This window comes from Aureimonas altamirensis (assembly GCF_001463885.1).
GTDB classification, from domain to species: domain Bacteria; phylum Pseudomonadota; class Alphaproteobacteria; order Rhizobiales; family Rhizobiaceae; genus Aureimonas; species Aureimonas altamirensis.
In genome coordinates this window covers 165,811-179,137 of the sequence record NZ_BBWQ01000018.1, presented here as the reverse complement: position 1 = coordinate 179,137, position 13,327 = coordinate 165,811, and the positions used below count along the sequence as shown (strand labels likewise).

Sequence of the window (13,327 nt, the reverse complement as noted above, 5' to 3'; positions counted from 1 at the left end):
GACTCGCGCTACAATCCGCACATGAATCGAGAAATGCAGGAGGACACACCCATGCCGATGAAGGCTTCCGAATTGATGGTTTCGCCCATAACGACCATAAAGCCGGATATGCCCGTGGCCGATGTGGCGGCGATCCTTCTGGACAATGGGTTCAATTCGCTGCCGGTGGTCGACGATGCCGGCAACCTCATCGGCATCGTCACCACGACGGATCTGATCGTACGCCGCAGCATCGATACGCTGCTGCCGGCCAACTGGTGGTCATGGGATCGCAAGAACCCGCGCGAGATGCTGGAGCATTACATCCGCAGCCACGCCAATGTCGCCGGCGACATGATGTCGTCGAAGGTCCGCACCTTGCCGCTGGACGCCGATATGGCCGATATCGTTGCGGAGATGGTCGCCCGCAAGATCCGCTCCATCGTGATACTGGACAAGCTGCGCCCGGTCGGCATCGTCACCCGATCCGACATTCTGAAGGCGATACACAAGGCCGGGCGCCGCGCACCCGAACCGATCTCCGACGAGGAGATCCGCAGGCGCCTGATGGAAGATCTGAGGCGCCAGCCCTGGTTCTATCTGCGGGACGAGAACGTACGGGTGGAGGACGGGATCGTCTACTACAGCGGCAACCTGTCCAGCCAGCGCGAGCGTCTTGCCCTGCGTCTGGCGGCCGAAAGCATGGCCGAGGTGCGCGGCATCGAGGATGCCACCCGCGTGGACGTGTCCTGGAGCTGACGGTCCTTTGCGATGGACGGGACGGTCCGCCTTGATCTAAGCTCCCTCGCGGGAGAAACTGTCAGGGGAGCGTGCCGTTGGGAGGCGGCGCGGATCACACATCGTCTCCGGATCGAAACATGCACGCGAGATCGAGCTTGCCAGCCGCGGCCATGCAACGGGCCGGGACGGCTTCGTGGTGGAATCCTGGCAGCGCTGCCTGATACGGCACGGCCTGGACCCCGCAGCCGCCTGCGAAGCCGTCATCGTGCCGCAAACCCGGCTGAAGGAACATCGGCAGCAATCCGAAGAGCTCGTCCATATCGCGCGGTCCGGGCTGGAACGCCTCTATGCGCAGGTTGCCGGCCAGAATTACGTGCTGCTTCTGTCCGACATGCAGGGCGTGACGGTGGAGTTCATGGGCGATCCGCATTTCGACCATCGGCTGCGCCGCGCCGGGTTGTATCTTGGCTCCGAATGGCTTGAGGAGCGCGCCGGCACCTGCGCTATCGGCGCTTGCCTGGCCACCGGCGAAGCCCTGACCATCCATCAGGACGACCATTTCGACCTGACCCATACGCCGCTGTCCTGCACTGCCGCGCCGATCTACGATGGGCTGGGCGGCCTGGCCGCCGTCCTGGATATTTCCCTCTTGTCGTCACCGACGCCGAAGGTCAGCCAGAACCTGGCGCTGCACCTTGTCACGGCCACCGCCCGGCGGATCGAGCTGGCCAATCTGATGGCTTCGCAGCGGCGCAACTGGGTGCTGCGCTTTTCTCAATCGCCGGAGTTTCTGGACGTCGATCCGGATGCCGCCATCGCCGTGGATGCCGCCGGCCGCGTCTGCGGCATGACGCATCGCGGAGCCAGCCTTCTCGGCGCCAGCATCGGCCAGGCTGGCGCTGCCTTGCCGGGCCTGATCGGGGAAAGGCTCGACCGGTTCTTCCACATCGGAATAGACGGCCTGCCGGATCTGACGCGGGACAGGCCGGCCCACGAACGGCTGTTGCGCTGCCGCGACGGCAGCATCGTCTTCGCCCATGCGATAGAGCCGCCGACGCGGTGGAAATCGGCCGCCTCGCCCGCCCAGAGCGCCCCGCCGGCCCGGCAGGCGGCCGCCTCCGCGCTGGACGGCATAGGCGGCAGCGATGTGCGCATAGACAGGCTGCGCGCCGTGGCCCGGCAACTGGCCCCATCGACGCTGCCCATCCTGCTGCAGGGAGAAACCGGCACCGGCAAGGAGGTGCTGGCCGCCGCCATTCATGCCGCCTCCGGCCGCCAGGGGCGCTTCATCGCCATCAATTGCGCCGCCATCCCGGAGGGCCTGATCGAATCCGAGTTGTTCGGCCACGCCGCCGGCGCCTTCAGCGGGGCCGGCAAGGCGCGCCGCGGGCTGGTGGAAGAGGCCGATGGCGGAACGCTGTTTCTGGACGAGATCGGCGACATGCCGCTTGCCCTGCAGAGCCGTCTGCTGCGCGTGCTTTCGGAAAAGGTGGTGCAGCCCGTTGGTACATCCGACACAAGAAGCGTAGATATCCGCATCCTGTCGGCGACCAACCGAAACCTCGCCGACCTCGTTTCCGCCGGCCGGTTCAGGCAGGATCTTCTATACCGGCTCAACGCCGCCGCACTGGACCTTCCCCCATTGCGCGAGCGGACAGACTTCGACTGGCTGGTTACGCGGCTGCTGGGCCCGGCGGCACCACGCCTGTCCAATGCGGCACGAGAGGCACTGCGCCGACATGATTGGCCCGGCAATATCCGGGAGCTGGCTAACGCACTGGCCTATGCCGGCACTGTCGCAGAGGCCGGCGAAATCGGCATCGAAGATCTTCCGCCGTCCTTGGCGCAACGCGCTGGCGTCCATTCTGCCGCGCCACAGGACGAGGCGCAGCGCCTGTACGCCACACTGCGAGATACGGGCTGGAACATCTCTCTGGCATCGCGCTCCCTTGGTGTGGACCGAACGACCCTGCACCGCCGGATGCGGCGCCTTGGGGTAGCGCGGCCGCACTAGCGGCGCGTCGTGTTGCGCAACAGGTGTGGCGTCCTGCAACGGTTTTGCGATGCCGCCAGCGCAAAGAGCCCGCCTTCTCTGCCGGACAACGCTTTGGCATGCCGCTTGCAACGTCTTTGCGGCAATCGGGACCGGCTATAAGGGCCGGCCATCAAGCGGCAACGACCGCACTGAATTGGAGGAGATGACTATGCTGAACGACAGCCCCGCAACGCGGGTGGACAGCGTTCTTGCCAAGCTTGGAGCGGCGCTGGAGAAAGGCGATATCGACGCCGCCGTCAACCTGTTCCAGATGGACTGTTACTGGCGGGATCTCGTCGCCTTTACCTGGAACATCGATACGGCGGAGGGGCATGACGCGATCCGCGACATGCTGAAGGCCCAACTGCCCACCATCCAGCCGAGCGGCTTCGTGCAGGACAGCGAATGGGAAGCCTCGGAAAACGACGGCGTAACCGACGGATGGTTCGCGTTCGAGACGAAGGTGGGGCGCGGCGTGGGGCATGTGCGCATCCGCAGCGGGCTGATATGGACTCTGCTGACCACGCTGACCGAACTGAAGGGCCACGAGGAGCCGAAGGGGCTCAAGCGCCCCATGGGTGCGGAGCATGGGCACGACCGCAACCGCAAGAGCTGGGCCGAGCGCCGGGCAAAGGAAGTGGAGACCCTCGGGCGCCAGGTGCAGCCGGATGTCCTCATCATCGGTGGCGGGCAAGGCGGCATCGCGCTCGGCGCCCGGCTGCGGCAGCTCGGCGTGCCCACGTTGATCGTGGAGCGCAACGAGCGGCCGGGCGATAGCTGGCGCAAGCGATACAAGTCGCTGTGCCTGCACGACCCGGTCTGGTACGACCATCTGCCCTACATCCCCTTCCCCGACAACTGGCCAGTCTTCGCGCCCAAGGACAAGATCGGCGACTGGCTGGAAATGTACGCGAAGGTAATGGAGCTCAATTACTGGGGCTCCACCACGGCAAAGAGCGCCCGGTACGACGAAGCGGACGGCACCTGGACGGTCGTCGTGGAACGCGACGGACAGGAAACGACCCTCCGTCCCAGGCAGCTCGTTCTGGCCACGGGCATGTCCGGCAAGCCGAATATCCCACGCTTCGACGGCCAGGACCTGTTCCGGGGCGAGCAGCAGCATTCGTCGCAGCACCCCGGCCCGGATGCCTACAAGGGCAAACGCGTCGTCGTTGTCGGCTCCAACAATTCGGCGCACGATATCTGCGCCGCGCTTTGGGAAGCCGGCGCCGACGTAACCATGGTCCAGCGCTCGTCCACCCACATCGTCCGCTCGGACTCGCTGATGGAGCATGGGTTGGGCGATCTCTATTCCGAGCGCGCATTGGCCAACGGCGTCACCACCCGCAAGGCCGATCTGATCTTCGCCTCCATTCCCTACCGGATCCTGCACGAGTTCCAGATACCCATCTACGACAAGATCCGGCAGCAGGACGCCGATTTCTATGCGGCGCTGGAGAAGGCCGGCTTCATGCTGGATTTCGGCGCGGACGACTCCGGCCTCTTCATGAAATATCTGCGGCGCGGGTCCGGATATTACATCGATGTGGGCGCCTGCGATCTCGTCATCGACGGATCCATCAAGCTGAAGTCGGGCTCCGACGTGAGCCATCTGACAGAGGATGCGGTGGTGCTGAAGGACGGCACCGAACTGCCGGCCGATCTGGTCGTCTATGCCACCGGCTACGGATCGATGAATGGCTGGGCTGCGGACCTGATCTCGCAGGAGGTGGCCGATGCGGTCGGCAAGTGCTGGGGCCTTGGCTCCGCCACTCCGAAAGACCCCGGCCCATGGGAAGGCGAGCAGCGCAACATGTGGAAGCCCACCGCGCAGGAAGCCCTATGGTTCCACGGTGGAAATCTCCACCAGTCGCGGCACTACTCTCAATATCTGGCGCTGCAATTGAAGGCGCGTCAGATTGGCCTGGAAACGCCGGTATACGGCCTGCACCCTCCCCACCACGTCGCCTGACGCGGTGAAGCAGGTCATAGCCGCCTGCCGTGCCAAAGGGCGCGGCGGGCGGCTTTACCGCGCCTGGCGTGTCAGCCGGCCACGCCCTTGGAAATCGGCGCCTGGAAGGTCAGCCCCAGATCCCACGGAAAGAATATCCATGTGTCCTGCGACACTTCCGTAATGAAGGTATCTACCAGCGGGCGGCCCTTGGGTTTGGCGTAGACGGTGGCGAAATGGGCCTTGGGCAGCATCGAGCGCACCAGTGCCGCCGTCTTTCCGGTATCGGTCAGATCGTCGACGATCAGCACGCCGTCGCCGTCGTCGCCCGTCAGGTCCGGCGATATGCCCTTGAGCACCTTCAACTCGCCCTGTGTCTCGTAGTCGTGGTACGACGCCACGCATACGGTTTCGATCAGCCGCGTGCCAAGCTCGCGCGCGATGATGGCGGCCGGCACCAGCCCGCCGCGCGTGATGCAGACGATGGCCTTCCAGTCGTCACGCACCCCGGCCAGCCGCCAGGCGAGCGCGCGCGCATCGCGGTGAAACTGATCCCACGAAACGGGAAAGGACTTTTCGCTCGTCATGTCTGCATGGCTCCGATCTTTCCAAGGGCGATGCGATAGCCCGGTTGCGCGCCTACCGCAAGCACGGGCGGGACATCACGTGGAGCGGCTGGCCGCCAGGTCTGCCAGCATCGCCTCGACCTCGCTCCGCGCGCGCGAAAGCGCCTCGCCATCACGAGACCGCACGACAAGTTCGGTGCTGTAGCGCGCGCCGTCGAACTTTGGGTACGAGCCGATGACGACATCGGGATGCCGCTTCTGGATCTCGCCCAGCGGGCCGCCGATATCGCCCTCGCCGAAGGGGCATTCCACCGCCGCCGACAGCACGACCGGGCCTTGCGGCAGGCCGGCGACGATCTTTTCCAGCATGGCCTGGAAAACGGCCGGCACGCCGGCGAGCACATAGACATTGCCGATATGAAAGCCCGGCGCCACGGAAACGGGATTGTCGATCAGGCTGGCGCCCTCCGGCGTCCGGGCCATGCGCTTGCGCGCCTCGGTAAACTCCATTCCCCGCGCCTCGTAATGCTTCGCCATCAGGGCATAGGCCTGCGGGTGATAGCCGATCGGCGCCTCGAAGGCGGCGGCGATGGCATCGGCCGTCATGTCGTCATGGGTGGGGCCGATGCCGCCCGAGGTGAAGACATAGTCGTAGCGGGCGCGCAAGGCGTTGACGGCGGCGACGATCTCTTCCGGCTCGTCACCCACGATGCGAACCTCCTTGAGGTCGATGCCGGCCATCGTCATGACATCGGCCAGGTGCGCGATGTTCTTGTCCTTGGTCCGGCCGGACAGGAGTTCGTCTCCGATCGCAAGCATGGAAGCAGTCTGGGCCATCGCCGGAATTTCCTTTCCCGCCGGGTCAGGCGGTCAACCGCTGTAGACAGTGCGTCTCTGCATCCCGCCTAACGCATGTCTGTGCAATCACGTATCTATACGGCCAGCAACAACGGCCTCCGGGCCAACCGAAGGGAAGATGCATGACCAAGGTTCTGGTACTCTATTATTCCAGCTACGGCCATATCGAAGCCATGGCGCGCGCCGTGGCCGAAGGCGCTGCCAGCGCCGGTGCCGAAGTGGACATCAAGCGGGTTCCGGAAACCGCGCCGGCCGAAGTCGTCGCCGGCGCCGGCTTCATGACGGATTCGGCGCACCCGGAGGCAAAGCCCGAAGACCTTCCCGCATACGACGCCATCATCGTCGGTGCCCCCACCCGCTTCGGCAATCCGAGCTCTCAGATGCAGTCCTTCTGGGACAGGACGGGCGGCCTTTGGGCAGCCGGCAAGTTGTTCGGCAAGGTTGCCGGCGCCTTCACCTCGTCGGCGACCCAGCATGGCGGCAACGAGGCGACCCTTCTGTCGATGCACAAGACCTTCCTGCATCACGGCCTGGTTGTCGTCGGACTGCCCTATGCCTTCGCCGGACAGATGGCGCTGGATCAGATCGTCGGTGGGTCGCCCTACGGCGCAACGACCATCGCCGGTGGCGACGGTTCCCGGCAGCCCAGCGAAATCGAGCTGGAAGGCGCCCGCTTCCAGGGCCGCCATATCGCGGAGATCGCCGGCAAGATCGCCGGCTGAACGCACACCGCCGACACAAAGCAGAAAGGCCGGCACGCGCCGGCCTTTTTCATGCCTGCCGCACTCAGCCGCAGTCAGACGAATGGGTAGGCGTCGGGTTCGAAGCGCGGGGAACGGCTCGTGGATTCGTCCCGCTCCAATGCGTGCAGAAGATTTTCCAGGGCGCGATTGCTGTCCTGCAGCCGCAGAATCAGGCCGGATGCGCTTTCCGAAGCGAACCCTCTTTCGGAGATGAAATCCTCCGGCACGGCGCCGGAAAACGCAGGACGGTCACTGCCAGTCATGGTCGTCTCCCTCGCTTGCCCCCGACACCCTCTACTACTGATTGTAGAGGCCAATGCGGCGAAAACACAAGCACCGAAACCTGTCCTCGCGTCTTTTTTACAGGCCGCCGAATGATGACACTTTCATAAACCGATTATAATTTTTCTGGCCCATGTATATCCATGTTTCAGTTGCGCCGATCTACGTATAATTCCAGTGTTGTTCACTTCCGCGGCCTGCCCCTGCAGTGCCCCGTAATCAATTTTTAACCGCCGCAAGCTGTCCGGAGTTTTGTCGGCCATCAGACATTCGATGATGGGGTGCGACAACCTGTACAGGCCAATCGGTCCGATTGCATTACCAACGGATACAATTTGCGAGAGGTCGTCGGGCGTTTCCTTTTCAAAGGCAGAAATCGGTTGCGCTGTGGCGCGAGATTTCATAGAGCTTCGCCCGTCGGAGCGTAGCGCAGCCTGGTAGCGCACCTGAATGGGGTTCAGGGGGTCGGAGGTTCGAATCCTCTCGCTCCGACCATCCAAGCACTTGTACAGCCTGAAGACACGGGTCACAGACCGTACCTAAGACATGGGTGACAAGCTCGTGCCCTATGGTTGTCGCAGTGCGCAAGAACGCATTGCATCGTGCGCGCCACCGGTTCGTAACCGGATTGCTGTTTAACGCTTCCTGGGCAGTACCCAGGGCCGTTGCATAGCCTCACTTGTGCGTTCGTTTCTCCCCAATATCGGCTGAAGTCAGCCTAAGTCAGCTTAGCAACGACCGTTGAATGACACGTTAAATGATTTAGGTCATATCTTTCTCGGGCGGCAGTGCCGATGGCCTGAGGGATGTATGGGTAGGTTTCACGATCAGAGCGGACGGACCAGCGGTCCGCCGTCAGGGGATCAGACATCCTCCATTGTCCGCAGTGACGAGATCGGGCCGAACACGGCTGTGCGACTTGATGATCTCGAAGTCTGGAGGCCGGCCGGTGACGCTGCCGTGCCAGATACGGCCCATGGCGCTCCGTGGTCACGCTTCTGCGCTAGACAGATCGACATGCTTATCTGGCCGCTGGTATCTTCCGCGACGATCTTCATGACAACGCCATTCATTTCGACCCAACTGGCTGACACGCTTCAGAACGCGAGCTCGCACTCCCTCGGCACTATGTGCCTAGCACTCGGCGTCTTCGCCAATGCGTTGGTCATCACCGTGTTTGGAAACTCGATCGGGAAGGCGTTGTTCGGCCTTCGCGCATACCCCATCGATCCGCAGCGCAAGCAGGGTTTCGCCTGGAATCTGAACCGTGAATTCCGTGTCCTTTTCTTTGGACAAGCGTTCGGTATGCTCGTCATCGGGATCATCACGATGGTCATGAATTACAAGGAGGTGACGGCAAACCGCCCAGCCCGCTACGATCGCGGCTTTGCCAGGATGGACATGAACCCTATCCACGAGGGGCGCCGGAAGGCAGCAATGCTCTTCACGCTGGCGCTTTACGTCGGCGTCATGTGGCTGGCATTCGTACTAACCGAAGTATAAAGGCAGGACCAAAGGTCGTAGCGATGGGCCAATCCGCTGACTGACCAGCCGCGTTGATACCTGACGTGACAACGCGCGGGAGGCGCCAAGTTCAAAGGGCCTGCTTATCCCGACGCGAAGACCGACGGGGTCGCAAGCTATCCAGCGCATCGGCGTTTGCGCGTCCCCATTCGTAGAGTTTCTCGACAGGCTCGACGAAGCGCTGTCCAAGCTCGGTCAGCCTGTACTCCACCGCCGGCGGCACCGTGCCCTGCTCATGGCGCGTCAGAAGGCCGCTTTCCTCCATCTCGCGCAGCGTCTGGGTCAACATCTTCTTGGAGATGCCGGGCAGGCTGCGCAAAAGAACCCCGGTGCGCACCGTGCCGCCATGGCGCACATGAAGCGTATGCAGCACCATGCTGGTCCACTTGGTGGAAAAGAGTTCAAGCACTCGGCGCGGCGCGCAGTCCTCGCGCCATTCCTGGTCGGGCGTTCCCGGCTTCATGGGTAGATACCTTCTGGTTCCTACGTCCCCAAATGGTGCCGTCTGGACAGGTTCCGCAAGCCATCCTAGTTCCCGCTGCAACGTAGAGGATGATGGCATGACACAGACGGCATTGGTTGTAGGCGCAAGCGGGATCATCGGCAGCGCGACTGCCGACCTTCTCACAAGAGACGGCTGGATTGTCCATGGGCTTGCGAGGCGGCCGGTTGAGCAGACGGGCGTTCACCCTGTCCCGGTGGACCTTCAGGACGCCGCGGCAACGGCGAGCGCCCTGAATGGCCTTAAGCCCGACGCGGTCTTTATCACCACCTGGGCACGCCAGAACAGTGAGAAGGAGAATATCCGCGTCAACGCCGGTATGGTGCGCAACCTGCTGGACGCATTGCGGCCGAATGGATCCGTTCGTCACGTGGCACTGGTGACGGGCCTGAAGCACTACCTCGGCCCCTTCGAAGCCTACGGAAAAGGCTCCCTGCCCGAGACGCCCTTCCGCGAAACCCAGGAGCGGCTGGACGTCGCAAACTTCTACTATGCGCAGGAGGACGAGGTTTTTGAGGCTGCCCAACAGGACGGCTTCACCTGGAGCGTCCATCGTCCGCACACGGTCATCGGCAAAGCGGTCGGCAACGCCATGAACATGGGCACGACGCTGGCGGTCTACGCCACGCTGTGCCGCGAAACGGGACGCCCGTTCCGCTTCCCCGGGTCGGCTGCGCAATGGAACGGGCTGACCGACATGACCGGCGCCGGCCAACTTGCGCGCCATCTCGTGTGGGCGGCGACCACGCCCGCCGCGGCGAACGAGGCATTCAATGTCGTCAATGGCGATGTCTTCCGCTGGAGCTGGATGTGGGGCCGCATTGCCGATTGGTTCGGCCTTGCGCCAGCACCATTCGACGGGACGATCCTGCCGCTGGAGAAGCAGATGCAGGACGATGCGGCAGTCTGGCAGCGCATCGCGGAGCGTGATGGGCTGGTGGAGCCCGACCTCTCGCGCCTCGCCTCGCCCTGGCACACGGATGCGGACCTTGGCCGCCCCATCGAAGTGGTCACTGACATGAGCAAGAGCCGGCGTCTTGGCTTTCTCGACTACCGAGCCACCGACGACGCCTTCTTCGACCTTTTCCAGCGGCTTAGGTCTGATCGTCTTATTCCATAAAGGGTGCGCCCGTATCGACCGGGGCATTCAACGGAGCGGCGCACCATGACACTGCATGCCTTTTATCGAGCTTACATCGATTGTCTGAACCGCCAGGATTGGGATGAACTCGGGCAGTATGTATCCGACGATGCCAGACACAATGGTCGGCCGTTAGGGCTTCACGGTTACCGTGCGATGCTGATCCAGGATTTCGAGGACATCCCGGACCTGCGTTTCGTTATCGATCGTCTGGCGTGCGACCCTCCCCTTATCGGTGCCAGGCTAATGTTCGACTGCGCGCCAAGACGCGACTTCCTGGGCCTCAGGATCGATGGCCGACGCATCACCTTCGCGGAGAATGTATTTTACGAAGTAAAGGACGGAAAGATCGCCGACGTGTTCTCCGTCATCGATAAGGCCGCCATCGAAGATCAGATTGCCCGATAGCGCTGCTGGCAATGCCTACTAGCGAACCGCCAATCCCGGCAGTTCGCTAGCAGCCCGGCGGGGCGCCCCCCGTGTCATACGCGTGTAACAGAATGCGGTTATGCGGAGCCGACGAAACAACCCAAGGTTATATGCGTGGCCCAGGACGCGCTTTTCGATATTGCCGCGACGCTTGTTCGGGTGGCGCGGCCCGGCAAATCCCGCAAGAAGATCATCCGTCAGGTGCAGGCCGTCCATCCCGGCGCCAGCCGCAAGGATGTCGTCAAGGCCGCATTCTATGCGGTCTCCGCCTATGGCGACGACATGGCCCCCAGCATTCGCCGGACGTAAGAGCTGCCCAACCCGGCACGCTGCGCCATATTGCCCCTCACGACAAAAGCGGGGGCGGAAGATGAAGCGCGCATTCTGCATAGCGGCCATCGCGGCAGGCATCGTATCCGGCGTTATGGATGGCGCGATGGCGGCAAGCCGGATGTCGGCCGAACGGTTCGATAGCCCGGCCCTGTCGGCCGCTCTTCCGGCCCTTGTCTACCAGCCGGATGGCCCACCGCCGAGCGGCGGCTGGCCGGTGCTGTACCTTCTGCACGGACATGGCGGCGACGAAACGAGCTGGCGCGACCTCGGCGACATCCAGGCAACCCTGGACCGGATGATCGGATCCGGCGAGATCGACCCGTTATTGGTGGTCATGCCGGGCGTTGGCGATAGCTGGTATGTGGATTCGGCCGATGTCGGCGGCCCCGGCAATTACGAGACGGCGATAACGCGCGATCTGCTGCAGGCGGTGGAAACCCGGTACGAGGTGCGAAAGGATCGCGGCGGACGCGCCATAGCCGGCCTGTCGATGGGCGGCTACGGTGCGCTTCGCCTGGCCCTGGCCCACCCGCAGCTTTATGTGGCTTCCGTCGCGCTGTCGCCCGGCCTGTGGCAGAACATTCCGCAGGATCAGCTTGACCTTGCGCCGGAGGCGATGGCCCTCATCATCGACAGCACCTATTTCCACCACGCCGATCCGACTGACGTCACCGAGGGGGTGGATCTGCCGCCGGTGCCCCCTTACTTCGGCAAGGCTTACGGCTCCCCCTTCGACGGCCGGCGCTACAACAGCCTGAACGTTTTTACGCTGCTGGAAGACCGCCTGGAGGCCGGCGACACCCTGCCCGCGCTGTACGTGACGGTGGGCGACGACGACAGCCACAAGCTGTGGCGCGGAGCGATCGCCTTGTACGAAACCATGAAGGCCGATGATCGCCCCATCGAGTTCCGCATTACCGACGGCGACCACGTCTGGCCGCTGTGGAGCGTGACCATCCAGGATGGATTGCGCTTCATACAGGGGCAATGGGGCGGGTCCGCCCCACACTGACCGGGTTTCAGCCTGCCGCGTCGCTATCCTTGCGCGGCAGGGCATCCACATCCATCAGATGGCCGGAGCGGTTTACCTTGGTGCGCAGGTAACCCTCGTTCTGCCGTGTCACTTCGCCTTCTACCGACACGCGCTCATCCACCACAATGCCGCTGCCGCGCAGATAGGCGATCTTGGCGGGATTGTTGGTAAGCAGCCGGACAGAGCCGATGCCGAGTTGCCGCAGAATGGAGACCGCCGCCTCATAGCGCCGCTCGTCGCCACCGAAACCCAGTTCCGCGTCGGCGTCCACCGTATCCAGACCCTGATGCTGGAAACCATAGGCGCGCATCTTCGAGGCGATGCCGGTGCCGCGCCCTTCCTGATCCAGATACAAAAGAACGCCGCCGCCCAGCGCCTTCAGCTTTGCAAGGCCGCCGCGCAGTTGATCGCCGCAATCGCATTTCAGCGAGCCGAAAAGATCGCCCGTGATGCACGAGGAGTGAACCCGCACCGGGACGCTGCGGGAAAAATCGGGCTCCCCAACGATCAGCGCAAGCTGGTCGCGCTGTGCGAACCCACCCCGAAAGACGGTAAAGACGACATCGCCGATATCCTTCAATGGCACCGGCGTCCGGGCCACCTCGCGGAAGTCGAGCGCCGCGGTGGAGAACCCTTCCTGGATGTCTCCGGGCTCTACTTGCGCGCAGGCATCGAACAGCGATGGTCCCTCGCCGATCACGGCCACCAGAACCGCCGGCAACAGCAGCGCCAGCCGTGCCAGAGCTGCGGCCTCCTGCATCAGGGGTGTCGCCGCGCGCCACTCGGCAGGCGCATCGGCGCCCCGCATGTAACCGAGCTTGCAGATGCTGTCATGATCTCTTGCGCGGGCCGGTATCAGCGCACCCTGCGGAGCGTCGAGGTCAAGCACCGCTGCCCGTGGCGGCGTCAGGTACAGGCACGCATCGCCATCGGTCGCGGCCAGGAACGCCTCGTAGATGGATGGGCTGGCGGCATCCAGCGCCAGGACCGCGACCCGCGATCCTTCCTGCCGCAGAACCACCGGGCGGCCGGCACGCAACTCGGCTGCGCCACGCTCGGCACGAAGCGTGCCGGGCGAGCCGAATACCAGATTGCCGACATCACGTCCCGTAACGGGGGCCTTGTCGATATTCACGCAGGATGCCTCGCAGACTGCATTGTGGCCTTCGCTCCTATATGGCCCATCCGCACGCCGGATTCCAACACCTGA

Annotated in this window: 15 protein-coding genes and 1 tRNA gene; 10 read left to right on the top strand and 6 right to left on the bottom strand. The window is 63.6% G+C overall.

Annotated elements, in window-relative coordinates:
* The first annotated feature begins 51 nt into the window (after positions 1-51).
* The 3 genes from AUL31_RS13690 (at position 52) to AUL31_RS13680 (ending at position 4,727) form a co-directional block, all read left to right on the top strand.
* Positions 52-738 (top strand): CBS domain-containing protein, encoded by a 687-nt coding sequence (locus AUL31_RS13690; protein WP_159439805.1) that lies wholly within the window; start codon positions 52-54, stop codon positions 736-738.
* A gap of 100 nt (positions 739-838) precedes the next feature.
* A complete protein-coding gene (locus AUL31_RS13685) occupies positions 839-2,734 on the top strand; it encodes a sigma-54-dependent Fis family transcriptional regulator (RefSeq protein ID WP_060607528.1) in 1,896 nt (631 codons plus the stop codon).
* Positions 2,735-2,924: 190 nt separating this feature from the next.
* Entirely contained in the window at positions 2,925-4,727 is a 1,803-nt protein-coding gene (locus AUL31_RS13680; protein ID WP_060607526.1) for an NAD(P)/FAD-dependent oxidoreductase, read from the top strand.
* 71 nt (positions 4,728-4,798) lie between these two features.
* On the opposite strand, the gene gpt is transcribed toward AUL31_RS13680, so the two are convergent.
* Together gpt and AUL31_RS13670 are read right to left on the bottom strand one after the other, a co-directional pair.
* Positions 4,799-5,293, bottom strand: coding sequence for a xanthine phosphoribosyltransferase (gpt, locus tag AUL31_RS13675; protein WP_060607523.1), 495 nt, complete (start codon positions 5,291-5,293; stop codon positions 4,799-4,801).
* Between the two features lie 75 nt (positions 5,294-5,368).
* Positions 5,369-6,109, bottom strand: coding sequence for a competence/damage-inducible protein A (locus tag AUL31_RS13670; RefSeq protein WP_060607521.1), 741 nt, complete (start codon positions 6,107-6,109; stop codon positions 5,369-5,371).
* Between the two features lie 143 nt (positions 6,110-6,252).
* Here AUL31_RS13670 and wrbA point away from each other — a divergent pair, with 143 nt between their 5' ends.
* Positions 6,253-6,852: an NAD(P)H:quinone oxidoreductase gene (gene wrbA, locus AUL31_RS13665; protein WP_060607517.1), complete on the top strand. Its 600-nt coding sequence runs from the start codon at positions 6,253-6,255 to the stop codon at positions 6,850-6,852.
* Between the two features lie 74 nt (positions 6,853-6,926).
* On the opposite strand, the gene AUL31_RS13660 is transcribed toward wrbA, so the two are convergent.
* The gene (locus AUL31_RS13660) at positions 6,927-7,136 is read right to left on the bottom strand and encodes a hypothetical protein (protein WP_060607514.1); all 210 of its coding nucleotides are present in this window, start codon (positions 7,134-7,136) and stop codon (positions 6,927-6,929) included.
* Between the two features lie 123 nt (positions 7,137-7,259).
* Positions 7,260-7,559 (bottom strand): hypothetical protein, encoded by a 300-nt coding sequence (locus AUL31_RS20350; protein WP_143190226.1) that lies wholly within the window; start codon positions 7,557-7,559, stop codon positions 7,260-7,262.
* A gap of 14 nt (positions 7,560-7,573) precedes the next feature.
* On the opposite strand from AUL31_RS20350, the gene AUL31_RS13655 reads away from it, so the two are divergent.
* Together AUL31_RS13655 and AUL31_RS13650 are read left to right on the top strand one after the other, a co-directional pair.
* Positions 7,574-7,650, top strand: a tRNA-Pro gene (locus AUL31_RS13655).
* A 315-nt stretch (positions 7,651-7,965) separates the two neighbouring features.
* A complete protein-coding gene (locus tag AUL31_RS13650) occupies positions 7,966-8,658 on the top strand; it encodes an RDD family protein (RefSeq protein WP_060607511.1) in 693 nt (230 codons plus the stop codon).
* Positions 8,659-8,749: 91 nt separating this feature from the next.
* On the opposite strand, the gene AUL31_RS13645 is transcribed toward AUL31_RS13650, so the two are convergent.
* Positions 8,750-9,142: a winged helix-turn-helix transcriptional regulator gene (locus AUL31_RS13645; RefSeq protein WP_060607509.1), complete on the bottom strand. Its 393-nt coding sequence runs from the start codon at positions 9,140-9,142 to the stop codon at positions 8,750-8,752.
* 97 nt (positions 9,143-9,239) lie between these two features.
* Here AUL31_RS13645 and AUL31_RS13640 point away from each other — a divergent pair, with 97 nt between their 5' ends.
* The 4 genes from AUL31_RS13640 (at position 9,240) to AUL31_RS13625 (ending at position 12,096) form a co-directional block, all read left to right on the top strand.
* Positions 9,240-10,301 carry an SDR family oxidoreductase gene (locus tag AUL31_RS13640; protein ID WP_060607505.1) on the top strand — a complete coding sequence of 354 codons (1,062 nt, stop codon included), beginning with the start codon at positions 9,240-9,242 and terminating at the stop codon, positions 10,299-10,301.
* Between the two features lie 45 nt (positions 10,302-10,346).
* Positions 10,347-10,730: an ester cyclase gene (locus AUL31_RS13635; RefSeq protein WP_060607502.1), complete on the top strand. Its 384-nt coding sequence runs from the start codon at positions 10,347-10,349 to the stop codon at positions 10,728-10,730.
* A gap of 135 nt (positions 10,731-10,865) precedes the next feature.
* On the top strand, positions 10,866-11,060 hold the full coding sequence (locus AUL31_RS20515; protein WP_060607499.1) for a hypothetical protein: 195 nt from the start codon (positions 10,866-10,868) through the stop codon (positions 11,058-11,060).
* A 61-nt stretch (positions 11,061-11,121) separates the two neighbouring features.
* Positions 11,122-12,096, top strand: coding sequence for an alpha/beta hydrolase (locus AUL31_RS13625; RefSeq protein ID WP_060607497.1), 975 nt, complete (start codon positions 11,122-11,124; stop codon positions 12,094-12,096).
* Between the two features lie 7 nt (positions 12,097-12,103).
* On the opposite strand, the gene ribA is transcribed toward AUL31_RS13625, so the two are convergent.
* Positions 12,104-13,252 carry a GTP cyclohydrolase II RibA gene (gene ribA / locus AUL31_RS13620; protein WP_244489411.1) on the bottom strand — a complete coding sequence of 383 codons (1,149 nt, stop codon included), beginning with the start codon at positions 13,250-13,252 and terminating at the stop codon, positions 12,104-12,106.
* Between the last annotated feature and the right edge of the window lie 75 nt (positions 13,253-13,327).

Bases quoted from the DNA above. Each gene is read 5' to 3' on its own strand.
- AUL31_RS13690 (WP_159439805.1), top strand. From the start codon at position 52: ATGCCGATGAAGGCTTCCGAATTGATGGTTTCGCCCATAACGACCATA.
- AUL31_RS13680 (WP_060607526.1), top strand. From the start codon at position 2,925: ATGCTGAACGACAGCCCCGCAACGCGGGTGGACAGCGTTCTTGCCAAG.
- gpt (WP_060607523.1), bottom strand. From the start codon at position 5,293: ATGACGAGCGAAAAGTCCTTTCCCGTTTCGTGGGATCAGTTTCACCGC.
- AUL31_RS13670 (WP_060607521.1), bottom strand. From the start codon at position 6,109: ATGGCCCAGACTGCTTCCATGCTTGCGATCGGAGACGAACTCCTGTCC.
- wrbA (WP_060607517.1), top strand. From the start codon at position 6,253: ATGACCAAGGTTCTGGTACTCTATTATTCCAGCTACGGCCATATCGAA.
- AUL31_RS13660 (WP_060607514.1), bottom strand. From the start codon at position 7,136: ATGACTGGCAGTGACCGTCCTGCGTTTTCCGGCGCCGTGCCGGAGGAT.
- AUL31_RS20350 (WP_143190226.1), bottom strand. From the start codon at position 7,559: ATGAAATCTCGCGCCACAGCGCAACCGATTTCTGCCTTTGAAAAGGAA.
- AUL31_RS13650 (WP_060607511.1), top strand. From the start codon at position 7,966: ATGGGTAGGTTTCACGATCAGAGCGGACGGACCAGCGGTCCGCCGTCA.
- AUL31_RS13645 (WP_060607509.1), bottom strand. From the start codon at position 9,142: ATGAAGCCGGGAACGCCCGACCAGGAATGGCGCGAGGACTGCGCGCCG.
- AUL31_RS13640 (WP_060607505.1), top strand. From the start codon at position 9,240: ATGACACAGACGGCATTGGTTGTAGGCGCAAGCGGGATCATCGGCAGC.
- AUL31_RS13635 (WP_060607502.1), top strand. From the start codon at position 10,347: ATGACACTGCATGCCTTTTATCGAGCTTACATCGATTGTCTGAACCGC.
- AUL31_RS13625 (WP_060607497.1), top strand. From the start codon at position 11,122: ATGAAGCGCGCATTCTGCATAGCGGCCATCGCGGCAGGCATCGTATCC.